Source organism: Deltaproteobacteria bacterium, assembly GCA_029210625.1.
Taxonomy (GTDB): Bacteria; Myxococcota; Myxococcia; order SLRQ01; family SLRQ01; genus JARGFU01.
On sequence record JARGFU010000003.1, the window covers coordinates 127,149 to 145,674 of the forward strand.

10 protein-coding genes are annotated in these 18,526 nt (G+C 73.4%); 8 read left to right on the plus strand and 2 right to left on the minus strand.

Going from position 1 to position 18,526, the window contains the following annotated elements; translation table 11 throughout:
* The first annotated feature begins 98 nt into the window (after positions 1-98).
* The 6 genes from P1V51_04005 (at position 99) to P1V51_04030 (ending at position 13,579) form a co-directional block, all read left to right on the plus strand.
* Positions 99-1,115 carry a radical SAM protein gene (locus P1V51_04005; protein MDF1562180.1) on the plus strand — a complete coding sequence of 339 codons (1,017 nt, stop codon included), beginning with the start codon at positions 99-101 and terminating at the stop codon, positions 1,113-1,115.
* Entirely contained in the window at positions 1,112-3,406 is a 2,295-nt protein-coding gene (locus tag P1V51_04010) for a radical SAM protein (GenBank protein MDF1562181.1), read from the plus strand. Before P1V51_04005 ends, P1V51_04010 begins: the two co-directional genes overlap by 4 nt.
* 32 nt (positions 3,407-3,438) lie before the next feature.
* Positions 3,439-5,787 carry a matrixin family metalloprotease gene (locus P1V51_04015; GenBank protein ID MDF1562182.1) on the plus strand — a complete coding sequence of 783 codons (2,349 nt, stop codon included), beginning with the start codon at positions 3,439-3,441 and terminating at the stop codon, positions 5,785-5,787.
* Positions 5,784-6,566 (plus strand): hypothetical protein, encoded by a 783-nt coding sequence (locus P1V51_04020; protein ID MDF1562183.1) that lies wholly within the window; start codon positions 5,784-5,786, stop codon positions 6,564-6,566. Before P1V51_04015 ends, P1V51_04020 begins: the two co-directional genes overlap by 4 nt.
* A gap of 72 nt (positions 6,567-6,638) precedes the next feature.
* Positions 6,639-7,931: a hypothetical protein gene (locus P1V51_04025; protein MDF1562184.1), complete on the plus strand. Its 1,293-nt coding sequence runs from the start codon at positions 6,639-6,641 to the stop codon at positions 7,929-7,931.
* Between the two features lie 35 nt (positions 7,932-7,966).
* Positions 7,967-13,579: a carboxypeptidase regulatory-like domain-containing protein gene (locus tag P1V51_04030; GenBank protein MDF1562185.1), complete on the plus strand. Its 5,613-nt coding sequence runs from the start codon at positions 7,967-7,969 to the stop codon at positions 13,577-13,579.
* A 4-nt stretch (positions 13,580-13,583) separates the two neighbouring features.
* On the opposite strand, the gene P1V51_04035 is transcribed toward P1V51_04030, so the two are convergent.
* A complete protein-coding gene (locus tag P1V51_04035; protein MDF1562186.1) occupies positions 13,584-15,242 on the minus strand; it encodes an MYXO-CTERM sorting domain-containing protein in 1,659 nt (552 codons plus the stop codon).
* Positions 15,243-15,307: 65 nt separating this feature from the next.
* On the opposite strand from P1V51_04035, the gene P1V51_04040 reads away from it, so the two are divergent.
* On the plus strand, positions 15,308-16,315 hold the full coding sequence (locus tag P1V51_04040; protein MDF1562187.1) for a M28 family peptidase: 1,008 nt from the start codon (positions 15,308-15,310) through the stop codon (positions 16,313-16,315).
* 158 nt (positions 16,316-16,473) lie between these two features.
* Here P1V51_04040 and P1V51_04045 read toward each other — a convergent pair whose 3' ends face one another.
* Positions 16,474-17,679 carry a glycosyltransferase family 2 protein gene (locus P1V51_04045; GenBank protein ID MDF1562188.1) on the minus strand — a complete coding sequence of 402 codons (1,206 nt, stop codon included), beginning with the start codon at positions 17,677-17,679 and terminating at the stop codon, positions 16,474-16,476.
* Positions 17,680-17,768: 89 nt separating this feature from the next.
* Between P1V51_04045 and P1V51_04050 the strand changes: the two genes are divergently transcribed.
* The gene (locus P1V51_04050) at positions 17,769-18,521 is read left to right on the plus strand and encodes a hypothetical protein (protein ID MDF1562189.1); all 753 of its coding nucleotides are present in this window, start codon (positions 17,769-17,771) and stop codon (positions 18,519-18,521) included.
* The last annotated feature ends 5 nt before the right edge of the window (positions 18,522-18,526 follow it).

Consider the following 18,526-nt stretch of genomic DNA (forward strand, 5'->3'; position numbering starts at 1 on the left):
ACGCCCGCACCGATCCTTTAATAGGAAGTGGAACGATCCGTTCCCGGGCCGGGGAGGGCGGGTGCGGCCCGGAATTCGCGGTGTTATCGTACGCCGCGATGAGCGGTGGGTCCCCGATCGAGGAGCGGATGGCGGCGCAGGACCGGCGGGTCCACGTCAACATCGGCCCCACCTGCAACAACAACTGCATCTTCTGCATGGAGGAGGATCGGGACCTGCGCCGGGAGGTGAACTCCGCCCTGGGGAGCGATCGCGTGCGCGTCATCCTCGAGGCCGGCCGGGGCGCCGAGGAGGTCTGCTTCACCAGCGGGGAGCCCACCCTGGTCCGGGACCTGCCCCGCTTCCTCCACTGGGCGCGGCAGCTCGGCTACCCCCGGCGCTCGCTGATGACCAACGGCCGCCGCCTGGCCTCGCCCCGCTACCTGGAGCTGCTGCTCTCCGCGGGCCTGAACTTCGTCTACGTCTCGATCCACGGGCACGAGGCGCGCCTCCATGACGCCCTGACCCGGGCGCCGGGCTCCTTCGAGCAGACAGTGGCGGGCCTCGAGAACCTCCACCGCCGGCGCGGCGACTCGGCGCTCACCGTCCACACCAGCACGGTCGTCAACCGGCGGAACCTGCCCCACCTGGCGGCGATCTACGCCTTCCTGCGGGAGCGGGGCGTCGATCAGGTCGTCTTCAACGTGATGCAGGCCACCGGCCGCGGTGACACCTTCTTCGATCAGCTCTTCCCGCCCTACGCCGAGATCGCCTCCGCCTTCGCCACCTTCCTCGCGGGCTGCGAGGAGAGCCCGGAGGCCTACCTGGTCGACATCCCGCTCTGCGCCACCGAGGGGCTCCCCGACCGCAACCGGGGCTACGTCGAGGCCTACGTGCACTACGAGGCCCACGACCCGCAGCGGGCCCTGGACCCCGCGGCCAGCCGCGCCGCCGGGCGCTCGGGTGCCCCGGCGGAGGGCCTCCTGGAGGTCGCCCGGGCCGACCTCGACGCGGTGGCGCGCGAGAAGCGCGAGGCCTGCGGCCGGTGCCGCCACGACGGTCGCTGCGAGGGGGTCTGGAAGAGCTACCTCGCCCGCCACGGCTGGGCAGGCCTCGAGCCCGTGGGGCCGGCATGAGCGTGCTCCTCCTCCAGCCTCCGCTCTCGATCCACCGCGACTTCGTCGACTACCCCTACCACTGCGACCTCGGGGTGGTTCAGGCCCACGCGGTGCTCGCCGCGGAGGGGCTGGAGGCCCGGGTGGTGGACGCCTTCGCCCTGCCCGGCAGCGGGCTGAAGGAGCGGGCCGACGGGCGCCTGCTCCTGGGCGCGAGCTTCGAGGGGACCCTCGCCGCCGTACGCGCCCACGAGCCCCGGCTCCTGGTCGTGGCCTTCTCGCCCTTCCACCGTCCGCCGCAGCGGGAGCCCCTCCTCGGCTCCCTCCTCGGCGCCCTGCGAGAGCTGCACCCCGAGCTGCCCTTCCTCCTCGCCGACCTCTACCAGAGCGGGCAGCATCACCTGGCGGTCGAGGGGGAGGCCGTGCTCGAGGCCTACCCCGAGGTGGACGGCTACCTGCTCCACGAGGCCGAGGGCCGCCTGCCCGCCCTGTGCCGGGAGCTCCTCGCCTCCGGGCGCCCCACGCGGCGGCGGGCCGAGAGCGGGGGAGAGCACGCCGGCTACGCGCGGCTGCCGCCGCCGTCCTGGGATGAGGTGGACCTCGAGGCCCGGGACGCCTTCCTGGAGCGGGTGGTCGTCGCCCTCGGGCGGGGGAGCTGGGCCTTCCCGGTCGATGGACGGACCCTGCCGGCCCTGAGCAGCCGGGGCTGCCCCTACCGCTGCGTCCACTGCTCCTCGAACCCGGGGCGGGAGCCCGGCTCGAAGAAGACCCAGCGCCGCCTCGCCCCCGAGGTGCTCGAGGCGCACCTCGAGGCCCTGGTGAAGACGCACGGCGCCACCCGGATCGACCTGCTGGACGAGATGGTGAACTTCGAGCCGGAGCACTTCGAGCGGGTGCTCGGGAAGCTCGGCGAGCTGGGGGTCGCCTACGACTTCCCCAACGGGATGCGGGCCGACTGGGTGCAGCCCGCGCACCTCGACGCCATGCGGGGGCGGATCGCGACCTTCTCGGTCTCGGCCGAGAGCGGCGCCCAGCGGGTGGTGGACGAGGTCGTCCAGAAGGCGCTGGACCTCGGGCGCCTGGAGGAGACCGTGCGGGAGGCCCGGGCCCGCGGGCTGCGCACCCTGGTGCACTTCATGATCGGCCTGCCGGGAGAGACGAAGGCCGAGATCAACCAGACCCTCGACTTCGCCCTCCACCTCCACGACGCCTACGGGGTCGAGCCCGCGGTGCAGTTCGCCACGCCCCTGCCGGGGACCGCGCTCGCCGCCCGCGCGGGCGCCGGCGAGGAGGTCGCCGACTACACGCCCCTCTTCCAGCATCAGGCCAGCACGGCGACCGGGGACTTCGACCGCGAGGAGCTCGAGCGCTTCCGCTGGACCTTCGAGCAGCGCCTGCGGGCGGGGCAGGGGCCCCAGAAGGTGATCGTGAACGTCACCTACCGCTGCAACAACCACTGCCACTTCTGTGCGGTGGGCACCCGCAGCCAGCTCGACGGCAACTTCGACCGCCAGCGGGAGCTCCTCGTGCGCTACCACGCGCAGGGGGTGCGCCTGCTCGATCTCGACGGCGGCGAGCCGACCCTCTACCCGAAGCTCCTGCCCCTCATCGCCTTCGCCCGGCGCCTGGGCTACGAGCGGATCAACGTCACCACGAACGGCCGGATGTGCTCCTACGAGGCCTTCGCCCGCAAGCTGGTGACGAGCGGCCTCTCCTCGGTCCTCTTCTCCCTCCACGGGTCGAGCGCCGAGATCCACGGCGCCCAGACCGGCGTGCCCGAGTCCTTCGCGCAGACCTGCCAGGGCATCCGCAACTGCGTGGCCGCCGCGCCGCCCGGAGTGGAGCTGGGGCTCAACGTCACCCTCACCCGGGGCAACACCGCCGACCTGCCCGACCTCGCCGCGCTCGCCCACGACCTGGGGTTGCGCTGGATGAACGTCCAGTTCCTCACCCCCTTCGGCCGGGCCACCGAGGACGCCAGCCCCGACCTGGAGGAGGCGGCGCGCGTCACGATGGAGGTCATCGACGCCTGGCAGGACCGGATGAAGCTGCAGGTGATCAACCTGCCCTTCTGCTTCATGCCGGGCTACGAGCGCTTCCTGGTCGGTGATCTCCTCAAGCTCGAGCGGCACATGCTCTTCGTGAACAACGAGGACGTGAACCTCTACGACTACCTGCGCGAGCAGCGGCACCACGAGGCGCAGTGCGAGGGCTGTCCGCACCGCTGCTTCTGCGGCGGCTTCTACCGCCTCGAGGACACGCCCGAGGCGCCCTGGGAGATCACGCCCGCCGAGGTGGACGCGCCGGTCTAGCCTCGAGGCGGATCGTGTAGGCTGGGCGGCGAGTGTTCGACGGATCCGCAGCTCGCCCGGGCCTCTCGCCCCGGCGCCTCCTGCCGTTGGCCCTGGCCCTCGGCGCCGCCCTCGGCGCCGCCCTCGCCGCGCCCGCGACCGCCCGGGCCTGGACGGCCTTCGTCGAGTGCGGGCCCCTCGACGGGCACTGGCCGGCGCTGCCGGTCACCTACCGCCTCCACCAGAGCGGCTCGGCGGACCTCTCCTTCTCGACCGTCGAGGCGGGGGCCGCCGCCGCCTTCGCCGAGTGGGGCCGGCCTTGCTGCAGCGCCTGGTCGGTGAGCTACGGAGGAACCACCCCCTTCCGGGCGGACTCCTCCTCCTCCCAGCACATCTTCTCCTGGGAGGAGAGCAGCTGGCCGGCGGGCTTCGGGGACGTCAACGGGACGATCGGCATCACGCTGATCTCCTACGACGCCAGCTGCCAGTTCTCCGACGGAGACATCCTCTACAACGGCGTGGGCTTCGCCTGGGTGGACGGCCAGCCCTCCGGCGGCAACCAGGTGGACTACCAGAGCATCGCCGCCCACGAGCAGGGCCACTTCCTGGGCCTGGGGCACACGCCGGACGGGACGGCGACGATGTACCCGGTCTACGACAACGGCACCGCCCAGCGCTCCCTCGCCGCCGACGACGAGGCCGGGGTCTGCACCCTCTACTCGCAGTCCTGCGGAGAGCTCGACTGCGCCAACGGCCTCGACGACGACGGGGACGGCGACACCGACTGCGTCGACGGTGACTGCGACGGCGTGGCCTGCGATGGGGCCGGGCGCCTCTGCGCCGGCGCCCTCTGCACCTGCCCGGGGGGGAGCAGCGAGGGCAGCTGCGTCGATGGGCTCGACGAGGACTGCGATGGCCTGACCGACTGCGCGGACCCGGACTGCGACGGCGCAGCCTGTGGCCCGGGCGCGACCTGCGCCGGCGGTCAGTGCTTCTGTCCGGGCGGCGAGGTTCCGGAGCAGAGCTGCGGCGACGCCCTCGACAACGACTGCGACGGCCTGACCGACTGCGCGGACGCCGACTGCCCCACGGGGACCGCCTGCGGGAGCGCGGGAGAGGTCTGCGCCGCCGGGTTCTGCGGCTGCCCGGAGGCCAGCGAGTCGAGCTGTTCCGACGGGGTCGACAACGACTGCGACGGGCTGACCGACTGCGCGGACGCCGCCTGCCCCGACGGGGCCTCCTGCGGCGCCGCCGGTCGCGTCTGCGGCGGCGGCGCCTGTGGCTGCCCGGGCGGCGCCACGAGCGAGGCCTCCTGCACCGACGGCCTCGACGAGGACTGCGACGGGGCGACCGACTGCGCCGATCCGGACTGCAGCGGTCAGAGCTGCGGGGCCTCCGGGCGCCAGTGCGCGGGCGGCCTCTGCGTCTGCCCCGGCGGCGCGAGCTTCGAGTCGTCCTGCGGGGACGGCGTCGACGAGGACTGCGACGGGGCGACGGACTGCGCCGACATCGACTGCAACGCCTCGTCCTGTGACGCCGACGGCCGGATCTGCCGGGGCCTCGCCTGTGCCTGCCCCGGGGGCGAGGCGAGCGAGGCGAGCTGCGGGGACGGGAGCGACAACGACTGCGACGGTCTGGCCGACTGCGCGGACGCCGACTGCGCCGGGCGAGGCTGCGGCGCCGAGGGGCAGGTCTGCGAGGGTGGGGTGTGCGCCTGCCCGGGCAGCTCCGGCTACGAGGCCTCCTGCGGCGACGGCCGGGACGACGACTGCGACGGCGCGACCGACTGCGCCGACGTCGACTGCAACGCCTCGGCTTGCGGAGCGAACGGCCTGATCTGCCGGACGCTGATCTGTCTGTGCCCCGGCGGTGAGGCCAGCGAGGTGAGCTGCGACGACGGGGGTGACAACGACTGCGACGGCCTCTTCGACTGTGACGATCCGGACTGCGCCGCGAGCGCGGCCTGCCAGGTGAGCGACGGCGGGGTGGACGCGGGCAGCGACGCGGGGACCGACGCGGGCAGCGACGCCGGGACGGACGCCGGCAGTGACGCCGGGACCGACGCCGGGACGGACGCCGGCAGCGACGCCGGCAGCGACGCCGGGACGGACGCCGGCAGTGACGCCGGGACCGACGCCGGGACGGACGCCGGCAGCGATGCCGGAACCGACGCCGGAACCGATGCAGGGTTCGACGCGGGCAGCGACGCTGGCAGCGATGCCGGGGCCGACGCCGGCCAGGACGCGGGAAGCGATGCGGGTGAGGACGAAGGCGAGGGCGAGGGCTGCCAGTGTGGCCAGGGGAGGGGGTCGGTCTTCGGCTCGTGGCTGGTCCTGCCCCTCCTCCTCCTCGCCCGGCGGCGCCGGGGACCAGCCCGCGAGGCGCCAGGAGGAGAGGCATGAGTGAGGCGAGCGGCGGTGAGGCCCGGTGTGCGGCGCACGACGCGCAGGCGGTCGGGGTCTGCACCCGCTGCGGATCCTTCGTCTGCCCCGACTGTCGCTCCCTCGCCGGGGGCGGCGGCGGCCGCTGCCCGGCCTGCAAGGTCGTGCCGAAGACCTCGAGCCTGGCGGTGGTCGGGGTGGTCCTCTCGGCGATCCCCTGCGCCTTCATCTGGCTCGTGGGGGGCGGCCTCTCCATCGCGGCCTACTTCCGGATCAAGAACGACCCGGACGCGCTGACCGGCAAGGGGGTCGCCGTGGCCGGCATGATCCTGGCCGGGATCTGGACCGCCGTGATGGGGGTGGGGGTCGTCGCCGCCATCGCGATCCCCAACTTCGTGAAGTACCAGGGCAAGTCGAAGCAGGCCGAGGCGAAGACCGAGCTCACCCGCCTGCGGGATCTGCAGGAGGCCCACCGGCAGAGTCAGGGGACCTACGCCGGGGACCTGCAGAGCCTGGGCTTCGAGGCCCCCGCCGGGGCGAGGTATGCCTACTTCCTGGGGGAGGGTGCCCCGGCCGGCGTGCCCCACCTCTACCTGCCCCCGGGCCTGGTGACGGGCGCGGACCAGGAGGGGTGGGTGGCCGTGGCGGTGGGCGAGGTCGACTCGGATCTGGTCCTCGACGTCTGGCAGATCGACGAGCAGGGCGACCTGGTGAACCTGCAGGACGACCTCGCCTTCAGCGACCCCTACCAGGTCGAGGCGGGTTGGGCCCTGGGCACCACGCCGGGTGACCCGGAGTAGGGTGGCGTTGTCGCAGGGTGCCCCTGGCGACTACGATCGAAGCGCGTGATCTCTCACCCCCGGAGTCTCTCCATGCGCGCGCTCCGCCTCGTCCTGGCCGCTCTCTCGATCCACCTTGTCGTGGCCTGCGGCGAGAGCGTCCCCCCCCTTCGTCCCGACGGTGGGGACGGGGGCAGCGCCGATGGCGGGGAGGGGGACGGTGGGGTCCCCCCGCCGGCCTGGCCGCAGGCGCTGGCGACGCTGCCGGGGGCCAGCGAGCCCACCCTGACCCGGGCCCCCGACGGCACCCTGACTCTAACTTTCGTGCGCGATGGGAAGCTCTGGCTGCAGCGGCCCGCCCTTGGTGGGACGCCGGTGGAGCTCGGCGCGGCCAGCGGGTTCCAGCTGGAGGTCTTCGCCGCCACGCACCCGACCGAGGACCGGCTCTTCGTCGTCTGGGGGGACGGACACGCGGTGATCGTCACCGACGGCATCCCCGAGGGGCCCGCCTTCCGGCCCTTCTTGAATCAATTCGGCAACGGCGCCTCGCCGCGGGGCGCCGGCTGGCTCCGGCACCGGCCGGTGGTCTTCGGCCAGACGGGCGAGACCTGGGTCGGATCGGAGGTCTACCCCGCGGAGGGCTTCGCCTTCGCCGTCCCCATCGACTTCCCCCAGTACCTCCCCCTGCCGGAGCCACACCCGGAGGGAGTGCTCGACCCCTTCTGGAACGGTTACCACTACTACGAGGAGGCCTTCCTCCCTCACGACCTGGGGAACGGTGAGCTGCTGGTCTTCTTTCCGCACGCGCGCAACACGGCCGCCGATCCCACCGGCTCGCCCACCCTCGCGCGCTGGCGGTACCTCCACCCGGACACCAGCCAGACCGCCGCCAGGAGCTTCTATCTGGTGGGGACGGGCGGTGAGTTCGAGCTCCCCGAGCCGGGCGCGGCCTGGATCCAGCTCTGGAAGCTCGATGGAGATCGCTGGGCCCTGACCTGGGGCTCGAGCACCACGAGCCTGGTCTTCGACGTGCACATCGCGCCGGTGACCCTCGACGAGAACGGCGCTCCGGTGCTCGGCAGCACCTACTACAACGTCTCCTCGACGCCGGGCATGACCCAGAACTCGGACCACGCCATCGTCCGGCCAGTGGGGGACGGCCGGGTCTGGCTGGCCTGGCGCGAGACCGGCTATGGGCCGCGGGCGGCGCTGCTGGACGCCCAGCTGCGACCCACCGCGATCTACGCGCCTGCGGTGGACTTCCCCTGCAACCTGTCCTCCTCCATGGGGGCGCAGGTCGACGCGGACGGGGCTCTCCACCTCGTCGCCGGGCTCCTCCCGGCTGATCAGCTCGAGGTGCGCTACTGGCGCCTCGAGCTGCCCTGAGCCTCCACCTCGATCCTTCGTCACCCGGGACTCCCATGCGCTCCTCCTGCCTGGCTCATTCCACCTCGCTGCTGGCGCTCGTCGCCCTGACCCTGCTCTCCGCCTGCCGGGGCTGTGGCCCCGACACGCCGCCGCCCCCCGATGGCGGCGTCACCCCGCCCCTGGGGCCGGTCTCGGTGCAGGGCCGGATCGTGACCCTCGAAGAGGCCCCCTTTGCGGGTGCCGAGGTGAGCCTGGCGGGCGCGCGCGCGACCACCGACGACGCGGGTTTCTTCTGGCTCCACACGGATCCGGCCGGCCGGCAGGTGCTGGTCGTCAGCGCCGCCGGCCACCTCCCGGCAGAGCGGGCCGTGGACACCGGCGCGGGTCCCCGGGTGAACGCCGGCACGATCCAGCTGATGCCGGTCGCGGCCTCGGAGGCCATCGACGGCGCGGTCGGGGGGAGCCTGTCCGCCGGCCCGATGCAGGTCGAGATCCCGGCCGGGGCCTTCACGGGGCAGGTGCGGGTCGAGCTCGCGCTCGTGCCGGTCGATGATCCCCTCCTGGAGGCCCTTCGGCTCCCCGCGCGGATCCCGACTCCGCCCCGCCGCCCGATCGCGCCCCTCTTCGCCTTCGTCCTCGAGGCCTCCGGTCAGCAGCCCGCCGCGCCGCTGACGGTCAGCGTCACCCCCGACGTGAGCCTGCCGCCGGATCTTCGGGTCCCCGTGGGCCGCTTCGATCGCAGCCTGGCGGTCTGGGTGGACGCGGCGCTGGGGACGGTGGCCGGCGACGGCGTGGTCCGCTTCTCGATCGATCACCTCTCCACCTTCGCTGCGGCGCTGCCGGCGGTGCCCACCGACCCGACCCCCACCCCCGACCTGGACACGCTCTCCCGGACGCCGCCGGTCTTCCCCCCGGGGGAGCCCCGGGTCGAGCCCACCTCCGGGGCCCTGCAGGTCGGGGTGCCGCTGCCGCCCCTCCTCCGGCGCGGCAGGGAGATCGGGCTGACCCTCTTCCACGACAGCCGCACCGTGCTGCCGGCCCTCGAGGTCACGACCCAGGTGCCGCTGGCCGCCCCCGGAGAGATCGTCCTGGTGGAGGCCGCGGCCGCGGTGGGCGACGTCCACATCGAGGCCGTCGCCACCAGCGAGGTGAGTGAGGTTCGGCCCGCCACCGTCACCGCGCTGCTCGAGGCGCCGTCGATCGCCGAGGAGAGCGCCATCGCGGAGGGCGCCGGCACCCTGGAGACCGGCCCCCATCCGGTGGTCGTCGAGGTCGCCACCCTGGAGCCCGCCGCCCTCCACGCCTCCGCCAGCGAGAGCTTCGCGACCCCGGAGCTCGGGCCGGTGGTCGAGGACGCCGGTGGCGCGCCGGTCACCGCCCCCGCGCCGGTCGCGGTGCGGAACCTGACCACCCAGCCGGTGGCCGTGGACGACCGTGGGGAGAGCCCCTTCGGGCCGGGGTGGCACCTGCGCGGCCTGACCCGCCTGATCCAGCCGACCTGCGACCCCCTGACGCGGACCCTGGCCGGCGGCTTCGAACGGCCCGCGAGCGTCTTCGGGGATTCGGGCACCCTCTTCCTGAAGAGGGTGGAGCAGGCCCTGATCGATGCCGGAGTCGAGCCGGAGCGCCTGGCCACGCCGCCGCACCTCGCCTTCTCCGGCGGGGCGCTCCACGTCGCGGTGCACCCGGCGGCCGGGCTCCCGGGGGCGAGCGTCTGGCGGCTGCGCGACGACGGCAGCGCGGAGCTCTTCGCAGGTGGCGGGGCGGATCCCGGCGGCCCTCCCGCCTGCGAGGGCGCCGCCACCGAGCTCCACTTCCGGGCGCTCACCGGACTCGCCCCCGGACCCGGGGAGGATGGAGTGCTCCTCGCCACCGACGACTGCGTCCTGCACGTGAGCGCCGCTGGAGGGGTGACCCGGCTGGCGGGGCGCCCTCCCATCGGTGGGGCCACCCCGGGGCCCGGGGTGTCCGTGGACCAGGTGGACTTCGTCCAGGAGATCGCCACCTTCCACTCCGGCGCCGACGGAACGGTCTGGGTGGTGGAGAGTTACCTCGACGGTCCCTTCATCGTCCGGGATCGCGTCCTCCAACCCCTGCGCATGCGCAGCAACGGCCCCCAGTCGCCTGCCTACGCCATCGATGCGCAGGGCGTGCTGGTCTACCGGCACCACACCGACCCCTGCGTCTACCGCCACGTGGACGGGCTCTCCGATCCCGAGCTCTTTCCCCGCTGCCGGGAGGGCTACCCCTCCGAGCGGCTCGACGGAGCGGTGGAGGAGGCCACCGTCGGCTCGGTGGAGGACCTGAGCTTCGACGCCGTGGGGAACCTCTGGTTCATCGACGGCACCTTCCAGGCCGTCCGCCGCCTCGACCCCGCCGGGCAGGTGATCACGGTGGCGGGGGGAGAGGTCGGCGCGCTGGCCGGGGAGGGGGGCACCGCCGAGCAGGCCGTCCTCGGCCCCCTCTTCTCTCTCACCGCCGGGGCCGCCGGCGAGCTCGCGGTGGCCGGCGCCGGGCCGGTGCTGCATCTCGTGCCGATCGGCGACGAGACCCTCACCGAGCTCGCCTCCGGTGACGGCTCGGTCCTGATCGCCGAGAGCGATGGCACCCACACCCGCCGCCTGCCCGACGGGCAGGTGGAGCGCTACGACGAGCAGGGGCTGCTCCGCAGCCGAGGCCTGCCGGGGGAGCCGCAGCTGGAGTATCGCTACGAGGCCTGGAACGCGCCTTCCGAGGAGGAGCGGTGTGGTCATCCGCCGGCACCACCGAGGCTCACCGAGATCGTGCTCTCGGGTGAGACCCTCTTCTCCTTCAGCTACGGTGGTGGACGCCTCGAGCGGATCCGGGATGCGGCCGGTCGCGAGACCGTCCTGGGCCTCGCCGACGGCCGGCCGGCGAGCATCCTCCCGGTCGAGGGCGCCCACGCCTTCACCTACGACACCGACGGCCGCATCGCCACGCACACCCGGCCCGGTCCCTCCGGGACCCTGAGCCGCTGGAGCTACACCTACGTGGACGGGCGGCTGGTCGCGGCAGAGGTGCCGGGCCGCGGCACCCTCACCTGGTCGCCGGCCAAGGCCGAGAGCACCGTGCTGCCCGACGCGCTCTCGCCGGCGGGGGTCGCCCGGCAGGTCGATGCTCCACCTGCGGTCGGAACCCTGCCCACCGCGCGCGGCGGGGAGGCGCAGATCGCCCTGCGGCCCGGCGCCCTCGACGTCGCGGACGACGAGGGCAACGAGACCGAGCTCGAGCTAGACCCCCTGGGGCGGGTAACCCGGAGGCGGCTGCCCGATGGCAGCGACTTCTCGCTGGTGCGCGACGCCGCCGGGCGAGTCGTCGAGATCCACGACCGGACGACCGACGAGCGGTGGCGCTTCGATCACGATCCTGTGACCGGGTGGCTGCGGTCCCGGACCGATCCGGCCGGCCGGGTCGTCACCTTCCTGCACGACTCCGAGGGACGGATCGTGGGGCGGCAAGATCCCGGGTCCGCCACCACCAGCATCGAGCCGGTGACCAGTGGGGCTGCTGCCGGCCTGCCGGCCCGGGTGGTCGATCCCATCGGCCGCGAGACGCGCATCGAGTACGACCTCCAGGGCAACGCCACGCGCTTCGTGCTGCCCGGCGGCGAGGAGACCCTGGTCGAGCGCGACGCCGTCGGTCGGGCCACCCGGGTCGTGCGTGCCGACGGCGTGGTCGAGCAGAGCGTCTACGATCCCTTCGGTGGTCTGCTGGAGCAGAGCTGGGGAGAGGCGCCGGCCATCCTCTCCACGCGCTACGTACGCCGGATCGCCGGTGGCTGGGAGGAGGTCGGCTCGCGGCTGCCCGCCTCCGCCCTGGTGTCGGCCACCGACCCCGCGGGGCGCGTCTGGAGCTGGACGCGCGACGCCTCCTTCATGCCGGAGCTCCTGGTCACGCCGGTCGAGGGGGAGACCCGCCAGCGCTTCGACGCTGAGGGCCGCCGCACCGGGCGGACCCTCGCCGACGGCTCGGTCGAGAGCTTCACCTACGACGCCGCCGGACGCCTGGAGAGCCGCAGCTGGAGCGGCCCGGCTCAGGGCGCCTCTCTCTCTCTGACCTACGACGCGCTCGGGCGCGTCGAGCAGCTGACCGACCCGCTCCTCACCGAACACCGCACCTTCGCCCCCGGAGTGGGGTGGACCTCGGTCTCCATCGTCCCGGGCACGACCCTCGGCGCGGCCTCCGGCTTCATCCTGCGCCGGACGCGGGTGAGCGCCTCCGTCGAGCGGCAGGAGCTCGGTCCGACGATCTACACCCTCCACCGGGGCTTCGACGACCGGACCGAGCGCGTCGAGCTGGAGTGGCCCGCCGTGCCGGGCTCGACCCGCGACGTGCTCGTCTACACCTGGGATCCGAGCCGGACCCTGATCCGGATCGATCGCGGGAACGGGGTCTCCACCGTCCGGACCCTCGACGCTGCGGGTCGCGTCTCCCGGCAGGAGGAGATCGGCCCCGGGGGCACCACGACCCATGACTACAGCTACGACGCCGCAGGTCGGCCCTCGAGCCGCACCGTCGCAGGGGTCACCCGCGCCTACGGCTACGACGCCCTCGGCCGCCTCGCGAGCTGCTCGGACACTGGAGAGCTCTACGGGTACGACGCCGCGGGCGCGCGGGCCTCGGACGCCAGCGGGAGCTACCTGCGCGATGCGGCGGGCCGGCTGCAGAGCACCGCCACGGCCACCTTCGGCTACGACCTGCTCGGCCGGCGGACCTTCGACGAGCCCCTCTCGGCCCCGGCGCAGCGCAGGCTCTACCGCTGGGGAGAGGGGGGTCGCCTGAGCGAGGTGCTGCAGGGCGCGACCGGCGCCGAGGTCTCGCTCGCGCGCTACGCTCACGACGGCACCGGCCGGCGGGTCTGGGAGGCGGAGGCCACGGGGGAGTGGCGCTTCGGCTACCTGCCCGACACCGACCGCCCGGTGCGGATCCTCGACCCCGCCGGGGTCGAGTGGCACCTCGTTCATGCCCTCTCCGAGGGCGCCTTCACCCTGGCGGTGGGGGACGAGGGCTCCGAGCGCTACGTCCACACCGACCCCTTCGGGAGGGTCATCGGCCTCTCCGACGAGGCAGGCACCTTCGAGTGGATCGACGAGGACTGCTTCGGCCGCCGCCTCTCGGCCCCCGGCCTGTCGGGGCCGCCGGTGGGGCTCCACGGTCAGCTCCACGACCCGGCCACCGGCCTCCTGGCCTCCGGGGCCCGCTTCTACGACCCGGCCCTCGGCGAGTTCCTCTCCCCCGATCCGGCGGGGCTCGAGGGCGGGAGCGATCCCTTCGGCTACGCCGGCGGTAACCCGGTGATCCAGGCCGATCCGGGGGGGCGGCTCTTCTTCGTGGTCGGCGGGGCGCTGCTGGCGGGTGCGCTCATCTTCAACGAGATCAAGAACTTCGCCGAGTCCGAGTCGGTGAAGAAGACCAAGCGCTCGTACCAGCAGATGACCAACCTCGAGGACGACGACGCCCTCGAGGAAGCCGAGCAGGGCCACAAGAACCTCCACCAGGCCTCCGACGAGGGCGGAGAGACCGCCATCCGCTGCACCAAGCGGGCGGTCGAGGCGATCACCGATCCGGTGAACGACGCCGACAGCTTCAAGGACGCCTTGCAGGACGCCGCCGGAGAGCTCTTCTCCGACGACCCGGACAGCTGAACCCCTAGGAGCCGAGACGGGACGCCGGCGTCCTCCGGCGAGCGAGCAGCCCGAGGCCGAGGAGCAGGAGGCCGAGGCCCGGCGTGCCGCGACCCTCGCTGCTGCAGTCGCAGCCGGGCGCCTCGGGGTTGATGGCGTCGCCGCCGTCCGCGGTGCCGCCGTCGGCCGTCCCGCCACCATCGGCGATGCCTCCCCCGTCCTCCGTGCCGGCGTCGGGCGTGCCGCCGTCGGTGGCGGGCGGGTCGCAGTCCGAGGCGCAGTACTCGTAGGCGCCGAGGTCGGGGTTGCCGTCGTCGGGGCGGTGGGCGCTGCCGAGGTGCTTCAGGTACTGCCGCAGCGGAGCGTGGTCGGGGAGGGTGGCGGCGGGCAGGAGCCCGCCAGCGTCGAGGACCTCCGCCGTCGAGGTGAGGGTGAAGTCCTGGCCGGCGAGATCCACGAAGCCCGGCTCGCCGGCGCTGCCGAGGCCCGTGCCATCGTCGGTGATGCTGCCGTTGAAGGGGCTGTGGCTCTCGGTCCAGCCCGCGCTCATCCAGTTGTGGGAGAGGGTGAGGCTCCCCTCCGAGGAGAGCATCGCCAGGCGCGAGCCGCCGGCGGCGGCCCAGACGATGTTGTTCACGGCCTGCGCGTTCTCCTCGTTGGTGGAGAGGCGCAGCAGGGTGGTGTTCCCGCTGCGGGTCGAGATCACCGTGTTGTGGTGGAGGTAGAGGGTGCCCTTCCGGTAGTCGGCGACGGTGCCCGAGTCGCCGCCGTAGTGGATGATCTGGCTGTTGCCCGCGCCGTCCGGTTCGATGAGGACGTTGCCGTAGACGAAGGTCTCCCGGTAGCGGGGATCGTTCACCACGCTGGGGTCGTCCTCGCCGTCGACCAGATCCAGCTGACGGTTCCCCGACTCGATCCAGTTGTAGCGGACCACCAGGCCCGCGGAGCGGTCCTTCAGGTTGTTGCCGCCGGCGCCGTCCCGCAGCGGGCCGTAGTGGTTGTACTGGAAGGTGATCCCGATCGCCGCGGTGTAGCTGTTGTGCTCGTAGATGCTGCCGACGATGCCGTTGTCGAAGATGTGGTTGCCCTCGACGAGGATGTCCTGGGTCTGCCCCTGGTTCACCCCGATGAAGAGGCCGTTGCCCGAGTCGGTCAGCACGTTGTCGCGGATCACGAGGTGCTGGGCCTTCTCGACGTAGAAGGCAGCGGCGTTCGAGGCGTAGGCCTCGGTGGCGCCCTGGTCGTTGGTGAAGGAGTAGGCCGGCCGGACGGAGGTGAGGTGCAGCCCCTCGACGACGAGGTGGGAGGGCAGGGAGTCCGGGGGGCTGTTGGAGCCGCCGACCTTGATGAGGCCCCTCGGCTCGTTCCAGAAGTTCAGGGCGGGGGGGGTGGTCGCGTTCTCCCCGCTGATCACCGGCCGCTCGCCGCCCGGGCCGCGCACCCCCCGGATCACGATCGGCCGCTCCGCCGTGCCGCTGCGGCCCAGGACGATCTTCTCCCGGTAGGGATCGGCCTGCCAGTGGATCTCCACCAGGTCGCCGGGCTCCAGGGACTCCCAGGGCACCTCGGCCAGGGTCGCGAGGGGCTGCCCCGGTCCCACCGAGTAGGTGGCGGCGCCGGCGAGGCCGGGCGCGGCGCAGAGGGCGAGGAACGAAGCGGCGGCGATCGTGGTCCGGACTCTCATCGAGAGGAATCGTACCCGCTTTGGGTGGTTGTCAGGATCGCGGTGGCACCGGAAGGAGGAAGCGCATGAGCGGCGGCAAGATGTTCGGAGTGACGATGGGGGTGCTGCTCGGGCTGCTCTCGATCGCCTCGGCCTGCGCCTGGGCGACGATGATCCGGATGCCGGGAGAGGGGAGGCCCGAGGCGCTGCCCGAGCCCGAGCCCGCCGCGGTGGAGCGCCTGGTCGGGGCGGTGCGGCACCTGGCTGGTACCCTCGGGGAGCGAAACCTCGGCGATCACCCGGAGGCCCTCGCCGGGGCCCGGGACTGGATCCGGGCGGAGTTGGAGGCCGCGGGGCTCGAGGTCACCCTGGAGCACGTGCCGCCCTTCGACGAGGACGTCGGCAACCTGATCGTGGAGCTCCCCGGAGAGCGCAGTGAGGTCGTCCTGGTCGGCGCCCACTACGACAGCGTGCTGGGGACCCCCGGCGCCGACGACAACGCCTCGGGGGTGGCGGCCCTGCTGGAGCTGGCCCGGCGCTTCGCCCGCAGGCACGCCGAGGACAGGCCCGCCCGGACCCTGCGCCTGGTGGCCTGGGTGAACGAGGAGCCGCCCTACTTCAAGGAGCCGACCATGGGCTCGCTGGTGAACGCCCGGAACGCCGCCGGGCGCGGTGACCCCCTGCTGGCCGCGCTCTCCCTCGAGTCGATCGGCTACTTCGACCCCGGGAAGGGGAGCCAGCGCTACCCCTTCCCCCTCTCTCTCTTCTACCCCTCGCGCGGGGACTTCCTGGCCTTCGTCGGCGACCGGGACTCCGAGGCGCTGGTGCGCCGCTGCGTGAAGGTCTTCCGGGAGCGGGGGACCCTGCCCTCCGAGGGGGCCGCCCTGCCGGGCGAGATGCCGGGGGTCTCCTGGTCCGACCACTGGTCCTACTGGCAGACCGGGGTGCCGGCGGTGATGGTCACCGGCACCGCGCCCTTCCGGGATCCGCACTACCACGAACCCACCGACACCCCCGACAGGATCGACGGCCGGCGCCTGGCCCTGGCGGTGGACGGCCTGGAGGCGGTGCTCGAGGACCTGCTGGAGAACTAAACCAGAGATCATGATTCCCGAACAGCGGATGGCGCCGCGGACGTGCCCGGATGCAAGGAAGGGTGAGGGAGCCTAGCCTTAGCTAGGTGACCGAGGCCTGACGCCGCAGGCGGGTGCGGCCTGCAAGCCAGGCGTGATCGGGAATCGTGATTTCTGGTTTATGCGGACCGATCGAACCAGCCCCGCGCGTCGCGCTCGCGCTGGTAGGCGAGGAAGTCCGCGGTGGGGTGGAAGGTGTCGCGCCACTGCAGGCCACCCCGCCGCCAGCCGAGGATCGTCCCTTGGAGGCTGGCCCAGACGAAGATCGCGGCCCCCACCGGCCAGAGCAGCCCGGGCCAGGGGGGCTGGGCGTTGCGGTGGAGGAGGCCCATCGAGAGGAGGGTGACCGCGGCCTGCGTGGCGCCGCCGAGGGCCGCGAGGGCGGGCCTCCCGGTGGCCAGCGCGATCCCCGTGAGGAGGAGGGGAGAGAACCAGAGGGCGAGGGCGCCGAGGGTGGCCGCGAGGCCCTGGGCCAGGCTGAAGTTGGCGGAGACCGCCCAGGCGTTCTTCTCCGCGCCGCGGACGAAGGCGGCGGCGCTCCGGTAGATCGCGACCCGCACCGCGCCCGCGCCGTCCACGATGGTGCTCTTCGCCCCGGCGGCCTTCAGCAGCCGGCCGAGCATCAGATCGTCGGCGACCTCCATCCGCAGGGCCTTGAGGCCGGGCGAGCGCTCGAGGGCCGCGCGCCGCACGAGGGTGAAGGCGCCCACGCCCACCCCGTGCGGGTGCGCCGGATCCTCCACCGCCCGCGGCCGCATGCCGGGGTAGAGGAGCTGGAGGAAGCAGGCGTAGATCGTGCCGAGCACCCAGGAGCGGGCCTCGAAGGTGGGCAGCGCGGAGAGGACCTCCCAGCCCTCGCGCTCGCAGGCGGCGACCGCTCGCCGCAGGGTCTCCGGGCTCACGACCACGTCGGCGTCCGAGAAGAGGAGGTAGTCGGTGCCCGCGGCCTCGGCGCCGAGGCGCAGGGCGTTGAGCTTCCCCAGCCAGCCGGGGGGCAGCTCGCGGTTGTGGATCACCTGCAGGCGCTCGTCCTCGGCGGCCAGCGCCCGGGCGATCTCGCCGGTGCGGTCGCGGCTTCGATCGTCCACCAGGATCACGCGCAGGGCGGGGTAGTCGCTGGCGAGGCGGGCGCGAAGCGCCTCCTCCAGGCCGGCCTCCTCGTCGCGGGCGGCGCAGATCACCGTGAGGCCCGGGAGCGCGGCCTCCGGCGGGGGCAGGGGCAGCTCGACGAGCCGCCGCGTCTGACGGGCGGTGCGCAGGGTCGCCGCCGCCACGCCCCACCAGGCCAGGCAGACCAGCGCCAGACAGACGAGGAGCACGCTCACGGCTCCGAGCCTATCCCAGGTGCTCGCCGGAGCCCTCCGCTTCCGGGAGGGGGCGCGGTAGACTGCCGCACCAACTCGGGAGGGAAACGATGCCGACGCTGCTGCGCCCGCTCTCCATCGTGGTGCTCACCCTCGCCGCGGCCTGGCCACGCGCCGGGGCGGCCTCGACGCCGGGCTACGTCCCGCGCCTCGCGCTGCCCACCCTCGAGGCGCCCGCAGCGCCGGTGCGTTTGCGCCTGCTGGCCGAGGAGCGCTACGACGTCGCGAAGCTGAACGACGGCACGGTGCTGGTGGGCAAGATCATCCGGGAGAACGAGGTGGGGGTGGTCTTCCGGACGGCCGACGGGAAGACCCGCCTCATCAAGTACGAGGAGCTGGCCGACCTGCAGTCGACGAAGCCGGCGGCGGCCTCGCCCGGGCCGCCCGCCCACGCCACCCCCGGGGTGCCCCCGCCGCACGCGGCAGGGAGGGGGAGCCTGACGCCCCAGCAGGCGGAGCGGCGCCGGATGCTGGCGGCGGAGCGGGACGGGCTGGTCGAGCAGCGGGCGAAGATCAGCCTCCTGCCCTCGACCCTCGGGCTCATCGGCGGCCTCGCCCTCATCGCCGTCTCCCCCCTGCTGGTGAACAACTCGACCGAGCTGACGGCGCTCATCGTCTGCGGCGGGCTCATCGCCGGCCTCGGCGCCCTCGGCCTGATCTTCAAGGTCATCGGCCGCAGCCAGCTGGACCGGCAGATCCGGGAGAAGAACCGGGAGATCCAGAAGCTCTACCCCGAGACCACCCGGGTCCCCGCGCCCCTTCCCGTCGGCGGCTTCGAGCTCGCCCTCGTCGCCAACTTCTAGGAGGC